The 23,774-nt window shown below is 40.4% G+C and carries 17 protein-coding genes and 2 pseudogenes; 2 read left to right on the top strand and 17 right to left on the bottom strand.

Translation table 11 applies throughout. The features are described 5' to 3' along the window. Positions 1-5: 5 nt before the first annotated feature. Genes HW279_RS06370 through HW279_RS06360 form a run of 3 tightly spaced genes read right to left on the bottom strand, consistent with a single transcriptional unit; the run spans position 6 to position 3,104 of the window. On the bottom strand, positions 6-446 hold the full coding sequence (locus HW279_RS06370; RefSeq protein ID WP_009411280.1) for a deoxycytidylate deaminase: 441 nt from the start codon (positions 444-446) through the stop codon (positions 6-8). Further along, complete coding sequence (locus HW279_RS06365) at positions 409-1,335, bottom strand: bifunctional riboflavin kinase/FAD synthetase (protein WP_178958374.1); 927 nt, start codon at positions 1,333-1,335, stop codon at positions 409-411. The genes HW279_RS06370 and HW279_RS06365 overlap by 38 nt, the downstream gene beginning before the upstream one ends. After that, positions 1,332-3,104 (bottom strand): AMP-dependent synthetase/ligase, encoded by a 1,773-nt coding sequence (locus HW279_RS06360; RefSeq protein ID WP_178958373.1) that lies wholly within the window; start codon positions 3,102-3,104, stop codon positions 1,332-1,334. The genes HW279_RS06365 and HW279_RS06360 overlap by 4 nt, the downstream gene beginning before the upstream one ends. A gap of 430 nt (positions 3,105-3,534) precedes the next feature. On the opposite strand from HW279_RS06360, the gene HW279_RS06355 reads away from it, so the two are divergent. Further along, positions 3,535-3,891 (top strand): DUF6567 family protein, encoded by a 357-nt coding sequence (locus tag HW279_RS06355; protein ID WP_002675412.1) that lies wholly within the window; start codon positions 3,535-3,537, stop codon positions 3,889-3,891. Positions 3,892-4,394: 503 nt separating this feature from the next. On the opposite strand, the gene glmS is transcribed toward HW279_RS06355, so the two are convergent. From glmS to HW279_RS06310, 9 genes and pseudogenes are all read right to left on the bottom strand, one after another. After that, positions 4,395-6,236 carry a glutamine--fructose-6-phosphate transaminase (isomerizing) gene (gene glmS, locus HW279_RS06350; protein ID WP_178958372.1) on the bottom strand — a complete coding sequence of 614 codons (1,842 nt, stop codon included), beginning with the start codon at positions 6,234-6,236 and terminating at the stop codon, positions 4,395-4,397. A 53-nt stretch (positions 6,237-6,289) separates the two neighbouring features. Further along, positions 6,290-6,742 carry a pantetheine-phosphate adenylyltransferase gene (gene coaD / locus HW279_RS06345; protein ID WP_002677379.1) on the bottom strand — a complete coding sequence of 151 codons (453 nt, stop codon included), beginning with the start codon at positions 6,740-6,742 and terminating at the stop codon, positions 6,290-6,292. 17 nt (positions 6,743-6,759) lie between these two features. Continuing rightward, entirely contained in the window at positions 6,760-7,737 is a 978-nt protein-coding gene (locus tag HW279_RS06340; protein ID WP_034568054.1) for a D-alanine--D-alanine ligase, read from the bottom strand. A 14-nt stretch (positions 7,738-7,751) separates the two neighbouring features. Then, positions 7,752-9,056 (bottom strand): ribosome biogenesis GTPase Der, encoded by a 1,305-nt coding sequence (gene der / locus HW279_RS06335; RefSeq protein ID WP_178958371.1) that lies wholly within the window; start codon positions 9,054-9,056, stop codon positions 7,752-7,754. 59 nt (positions 9,057-9,115) lie between these two features. Then, complete coding sequence (locus tag HW279_RS06330) at positions 9,116-10,039, bottom strand: DUF4300 family protein (RefSeq protein ID WP_317165718.1); 924 nt, start codon at positions 10,037-10,039, stop codon at positions 9,116-9,118. 4 nt (positions 10,040-10,043) lie between these two features. Continuing rightward, positions 10,044-10,589: a protein adenylyltransferase Fic gene (gene fic / locus HW279_RS06325; RefSeq protein ID WP_178958369.1), complete on the bottom strand. Its 546-nt coding sequence runs from the start codon at positions 10,587-10,589 to the stop codon at positions 10,044-10,046. Between the two features lie 2 nt (positions 10,590-10,591). Beyond that, a complete protein-coding gene (locus HW279_RS06320; RefSeq protein ID WP_178958368.1) occupies positions 10,592-11,119 on the bottom strand; it encodes a GNAT family N-acetyltransferase in 528 nt (175 codons plus the stop codon). Positions 11,120-11,216: 97 nt separating this feature from the next. Then, positions 11,217-13,685, bottom strand: coding sequence for a M1 family aminopeptidase (locus HW279_RS06315; RefSeq protein WP_178958367.1), 2,469 nt, complete (start codon positions 13,683-13,685; stop codon positions 11,217-11,219). Positions 13,686-13,784: 99 nt separating this feature from the next. Further along, a pseudogene (locus HW279_RS06310) lies at positions 13,785-16,185 on the bottom strand (TonB-dependent receptor domain-containing protein). 684 nt (positions 16,186-16,869) lie between these two features. On the opposite strand from HW279_RS06310, the gene HW279_RS06305 reads away from it, so the two are divergent. Then, on the top strand, positions 16,870-17,844 hold the full coding sequence (locus tag HW279_RS06305; RefSeq protein WP_178958366.1) for a lytic transglycosylase domain-containing protein: 975 nt from the start codon (positions 16,870-16,872) through the stop codon (positions 17,842-17,844). A gap of 3 nt (positions 17,845-17,847) precedes the next feature. Here the strand turns inward: HW279_RS06305 and murI are convergent. From murI to HW279_RS06280, 5 genes and pseudogenes are all read right to left on the bottom strand, one after another. Beyond that, positions 17,848-18,668: pseudogene (murI, locus tag HW279_RS06300) on the bottom strand (glutamate racemase). Positions 18,669-18,770: 102 nt separating this feature from the next. Continuing rightward, complete coding sequence (locus tag HW279_RS06295) at positions 18,771-19,304, bottom strand: OmpH family outer membrane protein (RefSeq protein WP_016479699.1); 534 nt, start codon at positions 19,302-19,304, stop codon at positions 18,771-18,773. Between the two features lie 30 nt (positions 19,305-19,334). Beyond that, positions 19,335-20,429 (bottom strand): OmpH family outer membrane protein, encoded by a 1,095-nt coding sequence (locus HW279_RS06290; RefSeq protein WP_178958365.1) that lies wholly within the window; start codon positions 20,427-20,429, stop codon positions 19,335-19,337. 69 nt (positions 20,430-20,498) lie between these two features. Then, a complete protein-coding gene (gene bamA, locus HW279_RS06285; protein ID WP_178958364.1) occupies positions 20,499-23,033 on the bottom strand; it encodes an outer membrane protein assembly factor BamA in 2,535 nt (844 codons plus the stop codon). 4 nt (positions 23,034-23,037) lie between these two features. Continuing rightward, positions 23,038-23,760: an isoprenyl transferase gene (locus HW279_RS06280; protein ID WP_178958363.1), complete on the bottom strand. Its 723-nt coding sequence runs from the start codon at positions 23,758-23,760 to the stop codon at positions 23,038-23,040. Positions 23,761-23,774 lie beyond the last annotated feature (14 nt).

Raw genomic sequence — 23,774 nt, 5'->3', positions numbered from 1 at the left:
GAAGATTATTCACTTACATCTTCTAAATGTACGACTTCTACACCTGCTTTTTCGAGAAAAGCTAACCCTTCGTTGTCGCGATAGCCTTCCTTATACACCACACGCTTAATCCCCGATTGATAGATGAGCTTACTGCACTCTTTGCAAGGGGACATTGTGATATAGAGCGTCGCTCCTTCTGACGATTGTGTAGACGAGGCAACTTTCATTATCGCATTGGCTTCGGCGTGAAGTACATACCAATGGGTATTGCCTTCCTCATCTTCACAACAGTTATCAAAACCAGTGGGCGTACCATTATAACCGTCTGAAATAATCATACGGTCTTTTACTATTATAGCTCCTACTTGCTTGCGCTGTGAATAAGACAATTTTGCCCATTCCATCGCCATACGCATATAAGCTTTGTCATAACGCAATTGCTTTTCTCGCTGTTGTTTCGTCATCTTGTAATTTTTTTTTAAGAAGTGCTACCGAAGAGAACTTTCGCTCTTCACGTAGGTATTTTACAAAATATATTGTGAGCTCACGGTCGTAAAGGTCACCGTTGAAATCAAAGAAATAGACCTCAATAGACGCTCCTTTACCTTCGATAGTAGGGTTCTTGCCAATGCTCATCATTCCATACACTTTTCGTTCGCCAATGTAACTATACACGGCATATACGCCATCTTTGGGAATGAGTTTGTAGTCTTCGGTTACTTGTATATTAGCAGTAGGGTAGCCTAAGGTACGCCCCAATTTGAGTCCGTGTACCACAGTGCCTGTGAGGCTGTAAGGAGTCCCGAGGTAATGCTTGGCAGTAGTCACGTCTCCTTTGTTCAACGCTTCTCTTATTTTGGTGGAACTCACCGATACTTCATCTACTTCTTGCACCGATATTTCTTCCACAGCAAAGCCATACTTTTCACCAAATAAGCGCATATCGTTTATATTTGCGGTACGATTGCGCCCAAAACGATGGTCATAACCAATAATCACCTTTTTCACATTGAGGTGCTGTACCAAAATAGTACTTACGAACTCCTCGGCAGTAAGTTGGGCAAAAGCCTCATTAAAAGGTTGCACCACGAGCAAATCGACGCCTAATCGCTGGAGTAGTTGCTTTTTCTCTTCCAAAGTGTGGATGAGTTTCAAGCCTTTGTCGTGTTGCACTACCATTCGCGGATGCGGAAAGAAAGTGAATATTGTTGCTAAAAGTCCTTCTTGGCGAGCTGTTGTTACTACCCTTTCAATAATTTTCTGATGTCCCAAATGCACACCATCGAACGTGCCTATGGTGAGTACCGTAGGTTGCTGGGTAGAAAAAGTAGTAATATCGGTTATTTCTCTCACTTATTGTAGAACTTATTGTAAATATCTATATACTTTTCTTTAATCACGCGTCGTTTGAGTTTGAGAGTAGGAGTGAGATGACCGCCGTCTATCGTCCATTCATCGGGGGTGAAATCAAAAAGTTTTACTTGTTCCCACTTGCCTAAATGATTGTTTACCTTTTCTACCTCTTTGGCAATACGATCGTGAACGGCTTGGCTTTGTATAATCTCTTCGTTGGTCTTTCCTAATTTCACTTTATGACGGCGCGCCCATTCTTTTACAAACGGGAAGTTGAGCTGAATAATAGCCGCTGGCATCTTTTCACCTTCGCCTACTACCATCACATTCTCGATGAAACGAGAGAGTTTCAACTGGTTTTCTATCAGCTGAGGTGATACGTACTTACCGCCTGAAGTTTTGAAGATTTCCTTCTTGCGGTCGGTGATTTTAAGGAAGCCATCAGCGTCAAGCTCGCCTATATCGCCTGTGTGGAAGAAACCATCGGTGATGTTTTGATCTGTTTGCTCGGGGTCTTTATAGTAGCCCAACATTACATTCTCGCCTTTCACAAGTATTTCACCGTCTTCGGCAATTTTCACTTCTATATTGACAATAGGTTTCCCTACGGTACCTATTTTCCAAAATCTACCCGATTCGCGGTTTACTGCAATAACGGGAGCGGTTTCGGTAAGACCATAACCTTCCATAATTTTCAGCCCTGCGGCAGAAAACACCTTAGCCAAACGCGGTGAGAGGGCAGCACTACCTGAGACAATCATCTGTATGCGTCCGCCTAAGGCTTCACACCATTTACTAAAAATGAGTTTGCGTGCAATTTTCAGTTTGAACTGATACCAAGCGCCATTGGCTCCATAAGGTTCGTACTTGAAGCCTAAATTGAGTGCCCAAAAGAAGAGTTTGCGTTTAATGCCTTTAAGTTCTGCCCCTTTTGCGAAGATTTTGTCGTAAATCTTCTCTATGAGTCGGGGTACTACTGTAATGATATGCGGTTTTACTTCGCGTAAGTTATCACTGATTTTATCGAGAGATTCGGCAAAATAAATGCTTAGACAATCGTACTGATACAAATAGGTGAGCATACGCTCAAACACGTGACACACAGGCAAAAAGCTGAGTGCTGTAGAGCCTTCGGTAATAGGCAAACGGTCTTGGCAGTTCAGTATGTTAGAGATGATATTCCAGTGAGAGAGCATTACCCCTTTTGGGCGGCTGGTAGTGCCCGAAGTGTAGATGATAGTTGCTAAATCGTCTTTCTGTATGCTATCTTTGCGCGCTTCCACTTCTGCTTGATTGCTCTCATCGGCGCCTAAATCGAGGATTTCTTGCCAATGGTGAGCATAAGGTACATCGTTAAAGGTAAAAATAGTTTTTAGATGAGGCAATTTATCTTGGATAGAAGAAATTTTCTCCCATAATTCTTTATCGGAAACGACACAGTATTTACATTCCGAATGGTTGAGGATATACTCGAAATCCTCTAAGTTGATAGTGGGATAGATCGGTACATTCTGTGCGCCTACTTGTAAAATCCCGATGTCGAGCACGTGCCATTCGGTACGGTTAGTGCTTGAAATGACTGCTATTTTATCATTTTTTTCAATACCTAAGCGCAATAAGCCTCGGCTTACGGAATTCACTTTTTGGATATATTCAGCGGTAGAGGTTTTTTCCCACTCACCGTTGTATTTGGTAGCAAAAGCGACCTCTAAAGGGTGTTTAGATTGTTGATAATAAGGTATATCGAATAAACGATTTACGGTATTCATTGGTTTAAATTTTTGTTACAGAGGGCAAAAGTAATAAATAATTACGAAATACGAAATACGAATGACGAAAAAAGGGAAAAACTTTATTTTTCTGCAAAAAAATTGTCTTTTATCATTTGTAATTTACAATTAATTCATACTTTTGCACCAAATAAAAACAATTGAGATATAGAAGAATAGAAAAATACACATAAGATTTAAAGAGAAAGTTGTTAATATTCCTTTTAAAAAGAATCTGGTAAATTCAATAGAAACAGAGGTGAATTAACAAATGGTTTCTCGCCCCATAAGGGCGTGAACTGTTTTTGTTACATACCTGTTTCGGGCATACCAGAGCCTTTTTAAAGTGTGAACAAAACATTCACGCTTTTTTTATGCTCTAAAAGTTGCCCTTACTCATATCGTAACATCAAAATTAAATCAATAACAAATGAAAAAAATCGTATTATTCAGTGCTTTGGCACTACTGTTAGCAAGTTGTGGAGGTACAAGAGAGTTATCACACAATGTAAATAACCATACTACTCAAGTGGTATTGGCTAAAAATAACTTTAAAGTAGTAGAACACGTGAAAGGAGAAGCTTCTAATCAATATTTTCTTATTGTAGGAGGTGGAAGACGTGGCTTGGTGGAAAAAGCAAGAGCTAAAATGCTTCAAAATGCCAATTTGGTAGGCTCTTCAAGAGCGGTTATCAATGAAACTGTAGAAATACATTCTTTCTTTTTCTGGTTTGGTATGCAATACACAGTAACTGTTTCAGCTGACGTAATCGAATTTACTGAATAGTAAAACACAAAAAAGAAGCTGTTCAAAAAGTTTTATTTTTATAGGGGCGTTTACAAGCGCCCCTATAAATGTAATGTCAATAAGATTGACTATCAATGATTTCAACTTTGAAAAAGTCATAGCAAGACAAGGTCGAGCTACACGGGCGGACGGAAACTTTGGCAAGGTATAACGGCAGTAAGATGAACGAAGAGTGGCTCTACAGTGGGTCTACAGTGGGTCTACAGTGGGTCTACAGTGGGTCTACAACGAACAAAAGATGAACCTAAATAGGAAGTAAGTTAAAGCTAAGATAGAACTAAAAAGAAGGTAGTTAAGGGATTTCTATTTTGGTAAGGGACGTAGCACGAAGAGCGAACAGAAACTTTGGCAAGGTATATAGTAAAAAAGCAATTAAAAAATAGTATTTTGTTATATCGAGCTCACTTCAAACAAAAAAAGAGTCAATTTGTATACTTACAAATTGACTCTTTTTCTAATTGAGAAATTGGGAAATTACCAAATTATTCTACGGTTACTGATTTGGCTAAATTACGAGGTTGATCGACATTGCAACCGCGCTTGATAGCAATATAATAGGACAGCAACTGCAAAGGTACTGAGGCTAAAATAGGGGTGAGAGCCTCACTGATTTCGGGTATTTCAATCACGTGGTTTGCTAAGCCCGCCATTTGGGTATCGCCTTCGGTTACTACGGCTATAATTTTACCTTTGCGCGCCTTTATTTCTTGTGCATTGGAAACTACCTTATCATAATGCCCTTTAGATGGTGCTATGAATATCACCGGCATATTCTCATCGATAAGGGCGATAGGTCCGTGTTTCATCTCGGCAGCTGGATAGCCTTCGGCGTGAATATAGGATATTTCTTTGAGTTTTAAAGCCCCTTCCAAAGCGGTAGGGAAGTTAAAACCACGACCTAAATACAAACAATTGGTAGCTGCTTTATAGCTTTCGGCTATCTCGGATATCTTGCGATCGACTGTTTTGATAGTGGTTTCGAGCAACTGTGGCACACGTTCTAATTCCTTGCAAAGGCGGTGATAGGTTTCCGTACTGAGGGTACCCTTTTTATGTCCTAAATGCAAAGCGATAAGGGTGAGCACCGTGAGTTGGGTGGTAAAGGCTTTGGTAGAAGCTACCCCTATTTCAGGACCTGCGTGAGTATAAGTGCCTGAATGGGTGATACGCGCAATTGATGAACCTACCACATTGCAAATGCCGTAGATAAAAGCCCCTTTTTCTTTCGCTAATTTGAGGGCTGCTAAGGTATCGGCGGTCTCGCCTGATTGTGAAATAGCAATAACGATATCCCCCTTATTGATAATCGGATTGCGATAGCGGAACTCTGAGGCGTACTCTACTTCTACAGGAATACGAGCGTATTCTTCTAACAGATATTCACCTACCAAACCTGCGTGCCACGAAGTGCCACACGCTACAATAACGATGCGTTTGGCATTGAGGAAAGTCTCTAAATGATTATCTATTCCTGATAGTTTGGTAGAGTGGTTGGGCAAGAGGCGACCGCGCATCGTGTCTTGGATAGACTTAGGCTGCTCGTAGATTTCTTTGAGCATAAAATGGTCGTAGCCACCTTTTTCAATGGCTTCGAGGTTTAGTTTGAGTTGTTGTACAAACGGACTCACCTGCTCATTACTACCTATTTTTATCACTTTCAACGGTTGGTTGAGGTGAATGGTAGCCATTTCGCCATCTTCTAAATACACAGCGTTTTGGGTATATTCTATAAAAGGAGAGGCATCGGAGGCGATGAAAAACTCACCATCACCTACCCCTATTACCAACGGACTACCCAAACGGGCTACTACTATTTCCTCAGGTTTGCTTTCTTCCATTACAGCAATGGCAAAAGCACCCACCACCTCGTTGAGGGCATAGCGCACGGCAGTCTCTAAATTGACGTTTTCTTTTTCTTTGAAGTATTCGATGAAATTTACTAATACTTCGGTGTCAGTATCAGAATGAAATACAAAACCCTCTTTGATGAGGTTTTGCTTGATACTCTCGTAATTCTCAATAATACCGTTGTGTACAATAGCAATCTTGCCAGAGTTGGAACGGTGAGGGTGTGAATTAATATCGTTAGGCACTCCGTGGGTAGCCCAACGGGTATGCCCCATACCGCAGCCATAAGTAGGAACATTTTCTCCTGCCTTGGCTACCAAATCGGATACTTTGCCTTTGGTTTTTTCTCCGTAAAAACTCTCAGCGTTTAAGATAAAACCAGCGCTGTCATATCCGCGATATTCTAAACGTTTTAACCCATCAATCACGATGGGAAAAGCAGCACGTTTGCCTAAATAACCTACAATTCCACACATATTTTTAAGTTTTATTATTATTTCTTCTTTTACTGAGTTCTAATCCCTAATCACTAAACTCTCACACTTTCGGGCACTAATACGGTATAATCACCGTGATTGCGAATAACATCGCGCACAATAGACGATGATATAAACGAAGTACGTGCTGCCGTAAGTAAAAAGACAGTTTCTATTTGAGATAATTTGCGGTTAGTATGTGCAATAGCTTTTTCGAACTCAAAGTCGGCTGGGTTGCGCAAACCTCTGAGGATAAATTGAGCATCAATTTCTTTACAGAAGTCTACTGTAAGCCCTTGGTAAGTAGTAACTTTTACTTTGGGTTCATCGGCAAAGGCTTTTTCGATAAACTCTTTGCGTTGTTCTACCGTAAACATATAGTTCTTATCGCCATTAACACCTATGGCAACCACAATTTCATCGAATAGGTCTAAAGCGCGTTTGATAATATCGTAATGACCTAAGGTAATGGGGTCAAACGACCCTGGAAATAAAGCTCTTTTCAATGATTAACGATTAATGGTTAGTGATTCAATACTCGTTCTATTTCGCTTTCGAATAGTTCTTCAAGGCTGATGCCTGCTACTTTAGCTTGTTGAGGCAATAAACTAGCTTCTGAAAGCCCTGGAGTGGTATTCATTTCGAGCAAATAAGGTGTATCATCTACGATGATGAACTCACTTCGGCTGAAGCCTTCCATTTTTAACAATCGGTATACACGTTCTGCCAAAGCATTGATTTTAGCCGTCATTTCGGCAGAAAGACGCGCAGGGGTAATTTCTTGCGACTTGCCGTTATACTTGGCATCATAATCGAAGAAATCATTCTCGGATACAATCTCAGTCATTGGAAGAACTTTTATTTTCCCGCGATAGTTGATTACCCCGATAGAGATTTCAGTACCTTTCAAGAAACTTTCGATGAGGATTTCGTCGTCTACTTCAAATGCTTTGTCTATATACATAGGCAGTTGTTCCTCTTCATATACTTTATACACTCCAAAACTACTCCCTGATTTATTAGCCTTCACAAAGCAAGGCAAGCCTACTTTGGCTACAATATCAGCAGTGTTGTAGTCTTCACCTTTGTTGAGATAGTAAGAAGGGGCTGAAAGAATGCCAAAAGGTTTGAGTACTGATAGCATATCGCGTTTGTTGAACGTAAGAGCCGAAGCATACATACTGCATCCTGTGAGCGGTAAGCCAATCAAATTGAAATAGGCTTGTAAATAACCGTCTTCACCTGGGGTACCGTGAATGGCATTGAAAACAGCATCAAAAGTAATTTTACGTCCGTTTACTGTTACCGAGAAGTCGTTTTTATCAATAGGATGTTCGTTGTTTTGAGTATCTACATACACCCATTTATCACGGTCGATACGCACTGGGTAGGGTACATATTTATCTTGGTTGAGGTGTTTGGCTACTACTGCAGCACTCTTTAAAGAAACGGGAGCTTCATTAGAGTAACCTCCCATTATGATTGCTATATTTTTTTTCATTTTTTTCAATAGTATTACTTCTGTCTGAAATACACGTCAATAGGCACACCATTAAAATCAAAGTTCTCACGGAGTTTGTTCTCGATAAAACGCCTGTAGGGGTCTTTTACATACTGAGGCAAATTAGCAAAGAAAGCAAACTGTGGCATAGGTGTAGGCAACTGGGTACAGAATTTTATCTTGATGTATTTCCCTTTGATCGCGGGAGGGGGATAGTTCTCAATGATAGGCAACATCACCTCATTGAGTTTGCGAGTAGGGATACGCTTGGTGCGGTTGTTATACACTGCTACAGCCGTTTCTATGGCTTTGTAGATACGTTGCTTATTCAATGCCGATACAAACAAGATGGGTACATCAGTGAAAGGTTCTATTTCTTTGCGGATAGCCGCTTCGTACTGTTTAGCTGTATTGTTTTCCTTCTCTACCAAATCCCATTTGTTTACTAATATCACGATGCCTTTGCGATTGCGTTGTGCCAACCAGAAGATATTAGCATCTTGGCTTTCAAAACCACGCGTAGCATCGAGCATCAAAATACACACATCGGAGTGTTCAATGGCGCGAATAGAACGCATTACTGAGTAGAACTCTAAGTCCTCTTTCACTTTGGCTTTACGACGGATACCTGCTGTATCAACTAAGTTAAACTCAAATCCAAAGCGGTTATATTTAGTGTCGATAGCATCGCGTGTAGTACCTGCAATATCAGTAACAATATAACGATCTTCACCTATAAGAGCATTGATAAAGGACGATTTACCCGCATTAGGTCTCCCTACTACGGCAAAGCGCGGTAAGGTGTTTTCTTCTTGTTTTTCTTTTTCGGGCAAGAGAGCGACCAAATCGTCTAACAATTCACCCGTACCACTACCATTTACACTTGATAGGGCGTAGAGATGTTCAAAACCTAAGGCATAAAACTCGTGCATATCGTTGCAACGGTTGTTGCTATCTACTTTGTTTACCGCTACTAATATCGGTTTACGGCATTTACGCAACAACTCAGCCACTGATTCGTCCATACCAGTAAGCCCTTCTTCTACGTTTACCATAAAGATAATCGCATCGGCTTCGTCTATGGCTAAGGCAACTTGTTTGTTGATTTCTTTCTCAAAAGAATCGTCGCCTCCCGCTAAGTAACCACCTGTATCAATAACAGAAAAAGAGACCCCGTTCCAGTCGGTTTTACCATAATGGCGATCGCGTGTTACGCCACTTACAGCGTCCACGATAGCCTCACGGCGTTTTATCAAACGGTTAAAAAAAGTGGATTTACCTACATTCGGTCGTCCCACAATGGCTACTATAGCACTCATAATACACCTACTTATTTTTTGCAAAGATAGAAATTAATTGACAAATGACAATTATCTTCTTACAATCGCTGTTCTTTTTTATATGGATTGGGGCGATAGCCGTCCATTAGCACATCGTTTTCCATTATAAACGGAATAGCATTAGGTTGCTCCCATTCTACATCATATCGGTTCATTAAGTAATCACTGAGCTGGGTGCGATTCTCAAATTTTATTGCCTGATAGGGTTCTTGAAAAGCGAGTTTTTCTATAAAGAGCAGCTTGCCGTCAAAAGGTACTAATACCCCTACGTGTCCTACAAAAAGAGTGTTCTCCTCTGGGGTGATTTGTGAATGGAAGACTGCCAAAATAAGCGATGCCTTAGTAGGGTCGTTTTTATAACGGAAATTGATACCGCGTTCTTTCCACGCCTGTTGCATCACCCGCAAATGGGTGTTTATATCTTTGGTATTAGTAGTGGGCACCTCAGTAAAGAGAGTGAAAAAGTTGTTTTCTTCCTCAGGGGTAAAGAACTTCTTAGGAGTATTGTGCAAGGACTCACGGTCTATAAAAAGCACCTCGTCTTCCTCTTTGCTAGCAAACTTTTTATCCGTAGGGAAAGTAATCAAATCACGCAAGAGGGTAAAGGAGGTAAGTCTGCAATTATAGCCTTGAAACATAGGGTATTTGGCTGTCCAAATGTTTTGTATAGCAACCTCATCGTATTTAGGTAATAGGCTATCAATAGTTACAAATCCTTTGGGTACTAAGCCTGCTTTATCGCCTACGGTTTCGTTAAAAAGGGCTACACTCTCTAAAAAAGAGGCTACATTTTGCTCAGCTATTCCGGCTGCTATAAGGGCTTTTTGCACTTCATCTTGGGTAGCGGTATCTACTAAATTAGAATAAGTGAGAGTAACTGCTGTTTTTTCAGTTGTTGCTTTCTTCTGCTGGCAAGAAATTGTTACCAAAGAAAGAATAGTTATCAACAGAAGTCTTTTCATTGTTTTAATCATTACTTTCATAATAATAAGATTGTTCTATACCTTTAAAAATTACTTCACGGTCGTTTACTTTATCAGTAAGGGCAGGTTGCAACAAAAAGCGTAATTCCAAATCGTTGATAGGGCTACGCTCCATTGCTTGGAGGTAAGGAGCTTTATCTATCAGTTGCCAATTCACTACTTTGCCTAAGCGTTTTTTGAGTATCAGGTCGAGCCATATACGAGTAGCACGTCCGTTGCCTTCCATAAAAGGGTGGGCAATATTCATCTCTACGTATTTGGCTACAATTTCTTCAAAAGTATTTTCAGGCATTTGGTCTATTACGGGTAGGATAGCGTGCAAAAACATCGCATTGGCAAACTTAAAACCGCCCTTGCTGATGTTTAGCCGACGTATCTCACCTGCAAAATCGTAAAGTCCCTCAAAAAGATAGCGATGTATCTCGCATAATCCTTTAGTGGTACCTACTTCTATCTGCTCTATAGTTCCACTCTCAAAAAGACGATAGGCTTTTTGCAAACTTTGTGCGTCGATTTCTTGAGTATTCATCTTTAATTTTCTCTGTTTAATGTATATACTAAGCTTGTATGCCTCTCTCCTATAAGCGGAAACAAGAAATCTTCAAGGGTATGATGGTAACGGAAGCCACATTTTTCAAGTACTCGCTGTGAGGCAACATTTTCCTCGTATGCGCCTGCCCATAACTGGGTAAGGTTCACCTGTTCAAAAGCATATTGCAGTACCCTTAGGGTAGCTTCAGTAACATAGCCCTTACCCCAAAAGTCTTCTCCAAGCCAGTAGCCTATTTCGGCTTCATTTTCCCCTATGGGAAGGTTGCTTTCCCCTTGCGAGAGCAAGCCTATACTTCCTATGGGAATGTTGTTTGCTAAACAAATAGCAAAACTATGAGGCTTGCTAAGGACAACCTCAATAATCTTTTGGCTCTCTTCTACACTTTTGTGAGGGTTCCAACCGCACCTCTTGCCTATAATAGGATTATGAGCTTGTGTGTATAAGGCTTCGGCATCTGTTATTTTCCAAGGACGAAGCAAAAGACGCGTTGTGTGAAGTGCTTCCATAAACTTAAATATTTTATAAATAGACTTTGCCAAAATTATCTGCCCGTGCGGCTCGCACCTTTGGCAAAGTTTATCATTAACCATTAACCACTAACCACTACTTAAACATTTCTTTAATCTCTTCCAACATCTTAATCTGTTTCTTTACCGATTCAGTTTGGTTTAAGCCGCGTTTAATAGTGATTCCCTCGTCCAATACGTTTTTGAGCATCTCCTTAGCAGCAGGGTTCTCCATATCTTTAGCGATTTCTTTGAGTGATTCAGCCAATAGCTCCACGTGTGAAGTATTGTCTAAGTGCATTGCCCACTCATAGCCTTTTTTGAAGTTGACAGCTGTTTCAGGATTGTCTTTTTCAAAGAAAGGATAGTATATAAAATAAGGAAGTATCGCAGGGAGATACTGCTCCATTTGGTTGTCTACAATTACTCCTGATAATCCCGCTAATTGGTCGGTATCAAAGTCTTTAATACTTCCTTTTTCAAGTATACTCTTAGCGCGGGCGGGCTCAGTACGAGCTATCCCGTTAATAGCAGCATTCTTGATAGCCCCCGAAGGAGTTTCAAGGTATTTTTCAAATAAAGGAACGTATTTGTTTTTGTCTTTTGAGGTAGCTAATACCCATATCGCTGCCGATTTAGCTAAGTTCTCAGGGTCAGAAGATGCAATCTTTTCTACCATTGCCATTTCTTTGGCATTCAGTTCATAATTAGCGAGTTTTTGCAATGCTTGTATGCGCACTTGGAAAAAGGGGTCTTTAAGAGCAGCAAGCAAAATATCTTTGCCGTCAGGAGCCATTGGCGCACTTACCGCTTGCATTCTGCTCTTGAGCGATTTAGCGCGTTGCATTTGGTACAAATACTCTGCCCACGTTTTATGATATTGCTCATCTATCAGCACTACACCTTCGGGGTTGATATCTATCAGCTCTGGGGCTTTCTTCATTGCGAAAGTAAAAGTATTTTCTTTACGAGCATCTACCCAAACACTATGACGCTCTGCCTTGCCATTTCTGTAAATATCTATATCCAACGGAAACTGAAACAAGAGGTCTTCGCTTTGTGTTTGAATGATTTTTAAGGTCAATTTACCATTGCTAAACGTCTTTTCTACATTCACAGTAGGGTTACCATTGCCAAAGTACCATTGGTTAAAGAACCAGTTCAAGTCTTTACCGCTCACTTTTTCTAACGAAAGACGTAATTGGTGAGCTTCCCCCGTGCCGTATTCATTCGTTTTGAGGTAATCGGTAAGCCCTGCAAAGAAAGCCTCATCACCAAGATAATTGCGCAACATATGCAAGATAGCCCCGCCTTTGTTGTAAGATACCAAATCGAACATATCCTCACGTGAATCATAGCCAAAGCGCACCAAATCTTTTGCAAAATCATTGGCGCGGTGTTGGTATTGAAGGGTGTTATTGCTAAGGTGGTATTCTGCGGCATCTTTGCCGTATTTGTGTAGCAACCACAAGTATTCGCTATAGTTGGCAAACGACTCGTTTACGGTGAGATTCGACCAGCTTTCGGTTGTTACCAAATCGCCAAACCAGTGGTGTGCCAATTCGTGTGCGATAATAGGCTCCCAATAGTTTTGGTCAGCCAAAGCTTCTGCGCTCTGATAAGCACTCTCGGCGTGGCTTACAGCCGTAGTGTTTTCCATTGCTCCACTCACAAAGTCGCGCACTACCATTTGGGCGTATTTAGCCCACGGATAGTCATAGCCAAAACGCTCAGAGAAGAACGTAATCATCTCGGAAGTATTTCCAAATATCTGTTTTGCGACAGGCTCGTATTCCTTTTCTACATAGTATTCAATAGGCACCTTACCGCGCCAAGGTGTATCTTTTACTACGGCAAACTCTCCTGCCCCCATAAAGAAAAGATAAGGTGCGTGAGGCTTGTCCATCACCCAATAGTCGGTGCGCATATTGCCTTTCTTATCACTGCTTTTTAGCACCCCGTTAGAGAGGGTAACAAAGCTATCGGGCACTGTCATTTCTATTTCTTGAGTAGTCTTTTGGTTGGGCTTGTCGATGGTAGGAAACCAGCACGAAGAGCCTTCCGTTTCACCCTGCGTCCATACTTGGCGCATAGGCTTGTCGGCTTCTCCGTTAGGGTTGATAAAGTAAAGCCCTTTGGCATCGGTAATCGCACGACTGCCCTTATCGGTTACCTTTTCAGGCTGTGCCGTATAGCGAATGTACACGGTATAGGTCTCCCCTTTTTGGTAAGTTTTGTTGAGTTTTATTCTCAACATATCGTTCTTATAGCTATAAGAAAGAGGCTGTTGCTTGCCGTTCTGCTCCAAAGCCACCTTGTGGATAAGCATAGCCTTTGCATCAAGGATAAGGCTATCGGTAGCATAGAAATAAGGAGAAGCAGTAAGCCATTCTTCGCCGTTGAGTGTTTGGTTAGTGAAGTTAAAATCTACCTTCAATTTCGTGTGCTTTAAGGCAGTTTTCTTCTCAGGAGTAGCACGATAGAGGCTTCGCCCCGAAGTATCCGTCTGTGCAAAAGTGTAGCCCGAAAGTAACAGGGCAATAATAGTAAAAAGTGTTTTTTTCATTAGCTTATTTTATTGACTTGAAAAATATATTTCCAAGAGATAATTTCAAGTGCAAAGATATAGCTTTTTGCCATTATAGCGAAATAAAACACCAAAAAATCACAACCGTTGTACTTCTTCCAGTTCATTTACGTGTGCCTCTTTAGCTTTTCCAAATTGGTAAGTGAGGTTCAGTCTAAGCTGTCGGCTTTCGCTGTTGCCGTAAGCATAAAGGTCTAAGTTAGGCAAATGGCTCTCGCTGTCCCAACGTTGGGTGTGGAAAATATCGGTAAAACTAAAGGTTGCCGTAAGGCGATTGTTTAAGAAAAGACGTTGCAAACCGAGGTCTATACCTCCTGACGATTTAGCTATCTCGTTAATGCCTGCTAATCTGCGCGAATTGTAAACCGCCGTGAGTTCGCCTTTCAGTTGCCAAGGCAAGCGAAAGTAATTTTGCATCGTTAGGCTGTACTGCCAACGATTGAGGTGTAACTCAGTGCCTTCCAACACAGTGCCTTTGTTCTCTATATAACTGAGGTTAGGGGTAATAGTCGTCTGATAGCCTTTGCCCCAGTTGAGTTCTTGATAAAGCGAAAAAAGTAAATGGTGCTGGCTACCTATGTTCTGAGGGATAGAAATAATCTTATTTTGCTGAAAAGGTTCACTAATACTGCTAAAAAAATCAGTAGAATAGCTGTAAGCCATTGTAAAAGATATCTTTTTATACGAAGCCGAAAGAGTGAGTTTTTGTATCTTCTCAGGGGCTAAAAACGGATTCCCTTTCCAATACGATAATTCGTCTAAGAGGTATTCAAACGGATTGAGATTCTGGTATTCAGGTCGGTTGATACGCGTGCTATAACCTGCAAATAGTTGTAGGTCATCGTTGCATTGGTATTGCAAACTCAGGGTAGGAAAGAAATTTGTATAGTGCTTTTTGTGTTCTTGTTGGCTATTTGCACTGCCCGCAACGGGCAATAGTACTCCCTTAGAAAAAGTGGTCTCGTTGCGCACACCCGCCTCAGCATTCAAGCGTTCAGTAATAGGATAGTGATACTGGGCATATACGGCAAAAATACGTTCTTTGAAGTCGAAAGCATTGGAGCGGTTTACATCTATGATATTGTGGGTAGGCAAGTGCTTGAAGAAATGAAAACTATTATCCGAAAATACTTGTGAATATTTAGCACCTGCTGTAAGACTGCCTCCCCATAACGGTAGCTCCGAACGAAAAGAAGTAGCGAAGATATGTATCTTACGGTCGTTTTCGGAGAGGTACATCTCGTGAGAAAGTATAGTACCCTCAGGCGAACGGTAAGTGTTGGGTTGCCAATTGCCCGAGCCTCCATCAAAGAAAGCGTAATCTATGTCCAACTGATAGCGTTCGTTATCCGAAGGGGTAAATGTGTAGTAAGCATTGGCACTGTATCGATTGGCTTTTTGCATAAAGTAATCGTTATAGCCCGATAGCGTCTTTTCCAATACATTAGCAGCATTGAAAAAGCGGGTAGTCGTACTGGTAGTTCCTTTGCCAAATAACGTGTTGGCAGAGAGTTGCACTCCTAAGGTATGTTGTTCATCGGGCAAATAGTCATAGCCAATATGCCCTGCAATCGTTTTGCGCTTCTCGGTATCATCGGTAGGACTTTCGTAGCGCAAGCCATTTTGTAGGCGCTCACTGCCGTAATCCATTGCGTAATGCCCCAACTGATGATTATAACCCAAACGCAAAATACCCTTCTTCACGCTGTGTTGCAATTGGAGTTCTGTGTTCTGTCGCAGATTCCACCAATACGACACCCCGTTATTTAAGGAGAAGAACGTGCCTTCCACCGTCTTTTTGTCTAATACTATATTCACCGCTCCTGCTCCTCCCTGTGCCTCATATTCGGCAGGCGGATTAAGTAATAATTCCGTTTTCTTGATTTGCGCCATTGGAATAGATTTCAGGTAGTTCGCCAAATCGTCGGGCTGCATATAAGTAGGCTTCCCATTGATGAGCACCAACACATTGCTTTTTCCGCCAATGCTCAGGTGATTTTGGTTGTCTACCACCACATTGGGCGTACTTTTCAGTGCATCAAGTGCCGTACCCGAAGAGTGTGTTAGGCTGTTTTTTAGGTGAAAACACTATCTTGCCTTGCTCCATATACACAGCAGCTTTCTTCTGAGTAGCTGTAAGTACTACTTCTTCCAAATCTACCGCAGTGCTAAGTGCAATAGCAAGCATATCAATATTCTTGTCTAACAGAAAAGGCTCTCCCGTATACGACAAATAATCACCCGTACTTTCAATATAAATGCGCAACTTACGAGGAGGAGAAGTAAAGCTAAAGAGTCCGTTAGCTCCCGTAAGAGGTTCGCTTACAATAAGGTTCGTATCAGCATCTAATACTTTAATAGCTACTTTGGGAATTCCCTCAAGCGAAGCGTTATGGACGAAGCCTTTTACAGTGTATTGAGCTTGAGCAGAAAGGGTAAGCTCACAAAAAAGAGCAAGGAAGAAAATAAAACTTTTCATTAAAATATTGTTTATGGTGAATAATGATGCAAATGTAAAATAAAAAACACACTCCGCAAAAAGAATTAACTTATTTTATTGTTTTACTTTAACAAAGTTTCTCATTCGTCCTTCGTCCCTCATCATTCGTCATTTCTCGCCTTTTCCCTCGCCACACTCCCCCTTTTCCCGTCGCCACATTCCCCCTCTCCTTGGGAGAGGGTAGGGGTGAGGATTCTCTTTCTTTCGCCTCGAAACCCCGTTTTTACCGTTTTTAGCCTTGTTGTATTATATTATGAACCAACTATTTACATACCCTTTCTATACCAATCGTCCAAGATTCGTATAAGCTTCCTATAAGCTCTCTATAAGCTAACCCCACCCATCTTACACCCTTTTTTCACCAAAAGCCCTCTTAACCTTCTTCCGAATCTCTCCGATATCTTCCGAAAGTTCAGAACCTCTTTAAGATTCTCCAAAAACTCCGACAAACCTCTCTCCCCATTTCACAAGGCGCAGCCTTGATTTTGTTTAAAATTTGTTTAATTTCTGAGGCACAGCCTCATTCCTCTAACTCAAACTCGCACCTCATTTCCTCACTTGCTAATTTTCTAATTCTCCAATTCTCTAATTTTCTCATTTCTAACATTATTTGGTATTAAAGAATTATTTACTATCTTTGCCCCAATCTATACAAAAGAAAAAATGATGAAAAGAACGATACAATATTTGCTCACAGGTGGAGGAGTAGTTTTGCTCTCTGGTTTTTTGGTCAATGCAATGTCAGTTAAAAAAGAAGAAAACAATATCTACGAACAAGCAGAAGCCGAAGTAGCCCAGAACCCTCTTTCAGCTCAAGAAACTCATCATAAAACCGATTTCTCTAATGATTACAGAGTTTTTGCCATCGATTTACCCGAAAAATTAGACTTTGCTGGTGAAAGAGTACCTTTGGAAGACCCCGATGTACACGAGCGTTTAGACCGAGAGCTTATCGTAAATACCTATTGGCAATCCAATACTTTGTTGGTGCTCAAGCGTGCTAATAAGTACTTCCCTATCATCGAACCTATCCTCAAACGCAATAATATCCCCGATGATTTCAAATATTTAGCCATCATAGAAAGCGGACTCACCAATGCGGTATCACCCTCCGGTGCAAGTGGCTTTTGGCAACTTATGAAACCCGCCGCTCAAGAATACGGCTTAGAAGTAACCGACCAAGTAGATGAGCGTTATCACATAGAAAAAGCTACCCAAGCTGCCTGCGATTATTTAAACAAAGCTAAGCGCAGTACAGGTTCGTGGACAATGGCTGCCGCTGCTTATAATGCCGGTATCTCAGGAATGAATAAGCAAACTTCTTTTCAAGAAACTAATAATTATTATGATTTATGGCTAAGCTCCGAAACTTCACGCTATGTATTTCGTATTTTAGCCCTAAAAGAGATAATGAAGCACCCTAAGAAGTACGGCTTCATCTTCGAGAAGAAACATTTGTATAACGAACTGCCCACTTACAATGTAATGGTGGATTCTACCATTGAAAATCTCACCCAATTTGCCAAGAGCCAGAACATCACTTATAAAGACCTAAAACTATACAATCCTTGGCTACGCGATAAAAGGCTAGATAATATAGATGGTAAAACGTATTATATCAGGATTCCCAAGAAATAGTTTTTAAAGATAGATATTAGAAGTAGAAATTTTCAAGTGTTCGACATTCTTCGGCGCAAACTGTTGCAATACTTCTACCTTGCCATTAGCAAGCCAAAGGTGTTGTGCCTCTGCAGTAGCATCATCATTCAGTAAATGATGTTGAGAAAGTATATTGCGCGTTTGTTTAGCTACCGCATACCCTGAATCTATTACCTTTATGTGTGGAGGAATGAGCTCTTGTATTTGTGGCAACAAATAAGGGTAATGAGTGCAACCTAACACCAAATAATCAATTCCTTCGGCAACCATAGGTAAGAGGTATTTGCGTAATAATAGCGTCATTTCAGAACTTTTTATACGTCCCGCTTCTATAAGGTCTACTAGCCCCTCCCCTACTTGCTCTATAATTTCCACTTGCTCTTCCTGTTTAAGGTGCTCACTGGTTTTAGCAAAAAGGTCGCTGGCAAGTGTACTGCGGGTTGCTAATACCCCTATTTTCTTAGTAACACTCTGCAAACTCGCAGGTTTTATAGCAGGTTCTATTCCTATAAAAGGTACTTCTTTATATTTATTCCTCAAATACGATATAGCATTGGTAGTACCCGTATTGCACGCTACTACTATAATTTTTGCATTATTTTCTAACAGAAAACGCGTATTCGCATCGCATAATGCAATGATTTCCTCCTTAGTCTTCTCACCATAAGGAGCATTTCTATTATCTGCTATAAACAGGGTATTCTCATTAGGCATTAGCGCGTTTACTTCTTTCCAGATAGTAGTCCCCCTACTCCAGAGTCAAACAAACCAATAGGTGCTGTGCGTGATGTTGAGTGAGTCATTTTAAAATAAGGTTCTTTTCAGTTGCAAAAATAAAAAAAAGTGTTCACTTAGCGAACACTTTTCATAAGAAAAAATATTTATTAATTTTAAAAACTTACGAACTAAAATCCTAAGTCCTTTTTAACTGTACTGTAAAGGTCATCTCCTGTAGCTACAATCACGCTTGAGCCTGCACTTGAATCCAATACGTACTGAAGTCCTCTTTGCTTAGCAATTTTCTCAATAGAGCTTTTTACCTTTTTAAGCAATGGCTCTACCAATTCTTGTTGCTTTTTCTGTAAATTCTCAGCAGCAGTTTGTTGTGTTTTACGGATATTTTCTTCCATAGTTTTAATTTCCTCTGATTTTTTGAGGAATTCTGCTTCACGAGCTTTAAGTTGTGCTTCTGTAAGAGCAGCAGCTTCATTCTGATACTTTTGAGCCTTAGCTTGCAATTCTTTAATAGCTGCTTGAATATCGTTCATATATCCTTGCTCCATTTTCTTTAATTGTGACTCTATTGATTTTCTTTCAGGCATTTCTTCTAAAAGTTTTTGCACATCAATATGAGCGATTTTCACTTGTGCAGTAAGCATTGTAGTAGCTCCTAAGAATAGAGCCAATGCAATCATCAACGTTCTAATGTTTCTCATCATCTGTTTGTAATATTAGTTATTTAAAAATTTTTACTGATCTGTTGTAGGCGTTTGTGTTCTCGCCTCTTGTTGTTTTTTAAGGCGCTCGGCTTGTTCTTTTTCACGTTGCACCCTTTGTTCTTCAAGTTTCTTTTGGCGTTCAGCTATTTCCTTCTCACGCTGTTCTTTCTGTTCTTGTAACTTCTGTTGGCGTTCGGCTTGTTCTTTGTCGCGTTGTGCTTTTATAGAATCGCGCTGTTGTTGGAACTTCTGCTGACGCTCAGCTTGCTCTTTCTCGCGTTGTGCTTTAAGAGCATCGCGCTCTTGTTGGAATTTCTGTACACGCTCAGCTTGTTCTTTTTCGCGTTGCGCTTTAAGGGCGTCTCGTTCTTGTTGGAACTTCTGCTGACGCTCGGCTTGTTCTTTCTCGCGTTTCGCTTTGAGCTGTTCGCGCTGTTGCTTCATTTCTTCAGTTTTGCGCAAACGTTCTTGTTCGTATTGTACTCGGCGTTGCTCACGTGCTTTTTCAGCTTCTTTACGTTTTTTAACGCGTTCTTCTACAAACTCAAAATCATAGCTTTCTTTTAAGAGCTGAGCCATATCTTTGTTCCTATCTTCGGCATTGTCTTTCTTCTTCAAGGCACGAAGCACTACTTTACTCAAGTTATGTTGCTCATTAGAGAATAACATAGTGGCGTCACTCTTTTCAAAGATAAAGTCGTATTTACGCATCTTGCCTATCTCTTGCACTATATTGAACACTTGGTCTTGGATAGGCTTAGCAAGCATAAACTTTTGGGTGATATACTCTCCTTCTTTAGCATCAAACTTCTGCTGTTTATAGGCATTCAAGTTGTATTCTAACAGAGCTATTTCTTCTTCTTTATCTTTGATAAGCTCGGGAGTAAGTAAAGCTTTCTCAGCTTCTAACTTATCTTTTTCAGCCTTTATCTTTTCTTGGCGTTTGGCTATTTCAGCCTCCCATTGCTCTACTTGTAAGGCAAACTGCTGGCTTGCTACTTTATAATCTTCGAGGTGTGATAATATGTAATCCATATCCACATAGCCAATACGAGATGGCTTTTGTGCATAAGTAAAACAGGCACTACACAATAGTACTATAAATAACGCTTGTAGTTTGTTCATAACATTTATCAAATGTATATACTACTTTTTAGCCTTCTCTTTTCGTAAAAGAAAATATCGTGCCAAAAATTAGAATTGTTGTCCAAAAATAAAGTGTGTTTGCCAGCCACTGCGATTATTGCTATTGGCAGGGTTATCGAAACCATACCCAAAGTCAATACCCAGCATACCGAACTGTGGCATAAAGAGTCGCAATCCTAAACCTGCTGAACGCTTAATCTGGAAAGGATTAAAGTTCTCTAATCCATTGTGTACATTACCTCCTTCGGCAAATACTAAGCCATAGATAGAAGCCATTGGTTTAAGAGTAATAGGATAACGCAATTCCAGAGAGAACTTGTTAAACACAGTCTCGCCATCATCGGCGGAAAGGGCATAGTTTTCATACCCGCGCATTTGTATGTTTTCACGTCCGTCCATAGAGTAATAGCCTAAGCCATCGCCTCCCATAAAGAAACGTTCAAAAGGTACTATACCGCGTTTGCTGTTATAAGCTCCCAAATAACCAAAATCGGCACCAAACTTTAATACAAATTTACTGTAAATATTGGTATACCAAGCTGAGGTAAACTTGAGCTTATAAAACTCTAACCAGTGGAAACGCTCTTGGTCTATCTGTGCTATTCTTTCAGAATCGCCGTTATTAGATGCTGTTTCACGTTCTTCAAGCAGTTTGCCATAATCTACCTTATTGAACAATGAGTAAGGAGGGGTAAGCTTCGCACTAATGGTAAAGCTACTTCCTGACATTGGATAGATAGGGTTAGGACCACTTGAGTTACGCGATAGCGAAATAGTATAAGCTAATGAATTAGAGTTACCATCTTTAAAAGTAAAGAGTCCTAAATTAGGATAATTCTTCAAATCATAATGCTGATAGCTTAAAGTATGAGCGATTTGGAAATAATCATCGGGGACTCTCAAACGTTTAGCTAAACCTACGCTTATTCCTGTGATATACACACGTTTACTCTTATCTACATCATAGCTCGTGTAACTATACCCGAACTGTTCGGTTCTACTGAATGACACTGAGAACTGCATAGGCTGTTTACCTCCCATCCAAGGTTCGGTGAATGAAAACCCATAAGTGCGATAGTATCTACTTATTTGGAAACTGAGTGATAGTGCTTGACCGTCGCCCATAGGCACTGGGCGATAGGCTTTGGGGTTGAACAAGTTGCGAATAGAAAAGTTATTGAATGAAAGGGCAAGTGTACCTATGAATGAGCCTCCACCATACCCTCCTTGCAACTGCACTTGGCTTGAACCTGTTTCGGTAAGTTTATATTCTATATCTACGGTTCCTGCATTAGGGTCGGCATTTTTAAACTCTGGATTGATGTTTTGAGCATCGAATAGTTGCAACTGTCCTAACTCACGAACGGTACGCACTACGGCATCTTTGCTATATAGATAACCAGGACGTGTGCGCAACTCGCGATAAATTACATAGTCGTTAGTCTTTTCGTTACCTGTTACTGATATTTTATTAAAATAAGCAGGCTTCCCTTCTACCACGCGTATTTCGAAATTGATGGTATCATTTACCACTGAGGTTTCTACAGGGTGTATTTGCGAGAAGAGATAACCACTATTTTGATATAAGTTGGTTATATCTTCGGCATCGGGTTTGGTATTGTCTTGAATGCGTTTTTTGAGCAATACTCCGTTATATACATCGCCTTTTTTGATACCCAATACTTGATTGAGCACACGGTCGTTATAGACTGAGTTTCCTAAGAAGCGGATATCACCGAAATAATAACGCTTCCCTTCTTCTACTGCTATTTTAAGACTTACGTTACCGTCTTTATTTTTAATAAGCGTATCGTTTACCACACGAGCATCGCGATAACCTTTTTCTTTATAGAAATCTACGAGGTTTGTTAAATCTTCGTCGTAGTCTTTCTTAACATATTTGGAGCGTTTCCAGAAACGACCGAAACACACTTGTTTTGTCTTTTTGAGCTTCTTGCGCAACTTGGCTGAGGTAAATTGGTGATTGCCTTCAAAAGTAATTTTATCGATTTTTACCTTATTACCTCTATCGATGTGAATGAGCATATCTACACCATTGGCATCGGTAGTATCTATTTTGGTATCGATGGTTACTTTGGTATTGAGATAACCATCTTTTCGATATTTATTAGTGATATAGTTTTTAGTATTAGCAATAAGGCTTTCGTTTACCTTTACTCCTTTTTTAATTTCGGCATCTTTAAGGAGAGTTTCTGCTTTTTTCTGTCCGATACCTGTTACTTTTACATCGACTAATGAAGGTGTTTCTTTGATAGCTAACTCTAAGAATACGGTATCACCTTCTACGCGCTTGATATAAATATTAATATCGCTAAACAACTTATAGCCCCATAGCTTATGAATGATGGAGCTGAATTTTTCACTGGGGATTTCGATTACATCACCTACTTTCAAACCCGAAGTAGTAAGGATAGTTTGTTCGTTATAACGTTTTGCGCCAGTAACTTCAATGCCACCAATTGTATATTTTCTTCCTTTTCCTAATGATATTCTGTCTTCTTCTTGTGCACTTACAAGGCTTACAAAAGCCAAGAAAGCAAGCAATAAAAATTTTTTCAGCATAGTTTTACGTAAGTTGTTCGCTTGTTTTTCCAAATCGTCTTTCTCTATTTTGATAGTTTGACAGGGCTTCTTCTAAGTGTTTTTTTGTGAAGTCAGGCCATAATACTTCAGTAAAATAGAGTTCGGCATAGGCTATTTGCCATAATAAAAAATTGCTGATGCGCTCCTCACCGCTGGTGCGGATAAGTAAGTCTACATCGGGTAAGTCGTAGGTGTATAGGTGTTTTTGTAGTGTTGTTTCGGTAATTGTATTAGCAATAAGTGTGCCTTCTTTTACTTTTGCTGCAATTTCTTTTATAGCAGTTAGGATTTCTTCACGTGCTCCATAGTTGAGGGCTAAGGTAAGGGTAAGCCCTGTATTGTTTTTGAGTTTATCGATAGAAGCAAGTAGGGCTTCGCGTGGTTTAGGAGGGAAACGGTTTAAATTGCCAATGGTTTTGAGGCGTACATTATTCTTGTGCAAATTATCAACTTCCTTTTTCAGGAACTTTACCAATAGCTCCATTAGGGCTTTTACTTCTAAGGCGGGTCGTTTCCAATTTTCGGTAGAAAAGGCAAAAAGGGTGAGGTATGGAATACGGTGTTCCACACAATATTCCACTACTTGTCGCACAGTTTGCACTCCCTTTTCGTGACCATAAGCTCTGAGCAGACCTTGTTTTTTTGCCCAACGCCCATTACCGTCCATTATAATAGCCAGATGCTTTGGATAGTTTGTAATCTCCATTGGTTTTAAGTGAA

Source organism: Capnocytophaga sp. oral taxon 903 (assembly GCF_013394785.1).
GTDB lineage: Bacteria > Bacteroidota > Bacteroidia > Flavobacteriales > Flavobacteriaceae > Capnocytophaga > Capnocytophaga ochracea.
This window is presented reverse-complemented; position numbering and strand designations above follow the sequence as displayed.

What these genes read in the sequence shown, in the direction of transcription:
- fic (WP_178958369.1), bottom strand. Translation starts at nt 10,589, where the DNA reads ATGAATACTCAAGAAATCGACGCACAAAGTTTGCAAAAAGCCTATCGT.
- HW279_RS06320 (WP_178958368.1), bottom strand. Translation starts at nt 11,119, where the DNA reads ATGGAAGCACTTCACACAACGCGTCTTTTGCTTCGTCCTTGGAAAATA.
- HW279_RS06315 (WP_178958367.1), bottom strand. Translation starts at nt 13,685, where the DNA reads ATGAAAAAAACACTTTTTACTATTATTGCCCTGTTACTTTCGGGCTAC.
- HW279_RS06305 (WP_178958366.1), top strand. Translation starts at nt 16,870, where the DNA reads ATGATGAAAAGAACGATACAATATTTGCTCACAGGTGGAGGAGTAGTT.
- HW279_RS06330 (WP_317165718.1), bottom strand. Translation starts at nt 10,039, where the DNA reads ATGAAAAGACTTCTGTTGATAACTATTCTTTCTTTGGTAACAATTTCT.
- der (WP_178958371.1), bottom strand. Translation starts at nt 9,056, where the DNA reads ATGAGTGCTATAGTAGCCATTGTGGGACGACCGAATGTAGGTAAATCC.
- HW279_RS06370 (WP_009411280.1), bottom strand. Translation starts at nt 446, where the DNA reads ATGACGAAACAACAGCGAGAAAAGCAATTGCGTTATGACAAAGCTTAT.
- glmS (WP_178958372.1), bottom strand. Translation starts at nt 6,236, where the DNA reads ATGTGTGGAATTGTAGGTTATTTAGGCAAACGTGCTGCTTTTCCCATC.
- HW279_RS06355 (WP_002675412.1), top strand. Translation starts at nt 3,535, where the DNA reads ATGAAAAAAATCGTATTATTCAGTGCTTTGGCACTACTGTTAGCAAGT.
- HW279_RS06340 (WP_034568054.1), bottom strand. Translation starts at nt 7,737, where the DNA reads ATGAAAAAAAATATAGCAATCATAATGGGAGGTTACTCTAATGAAGCT.
- HW279_RS06290 (WP_178958365.1), bottom strand. Translation starts at nt 20,429, where the DNA reads ATGAACAAACTACAAGCGTTATTTATAGTACTATTGTGTAGTGCCTGT.
- HW279_RS06295 (WP_016479699.1), bottom strand. Translation starts at nt 19,304, where the DNA reads ATGATGAGAAACATTAGAACGTTGATGATTGCATTGGCTCTATTCTTA.
- HW279_RS06280 (WP_178958363.1), bottom strand. Translation starts at nt 23,760, where the DNA reads ATGGAGATTACAAACTATCCAAAGCATCTGGCTATTATAATGGACGGT.
- bamA (WP_178958364.1), bottom strand. Translation starts at nt 23,033, where the DNA reads ATGCTGAAAAAATTTTTATTGCTTGCTTTCTTGGCTTTTGTAAGCCTT.
- HW279_RS06360 (WP_178958373.1), bottom strand. Translation starts at nt 3,104, where the DNA reads ATGAATACCGTAAATCGTTTATTCGATATACCTTATTATCAACAATCT.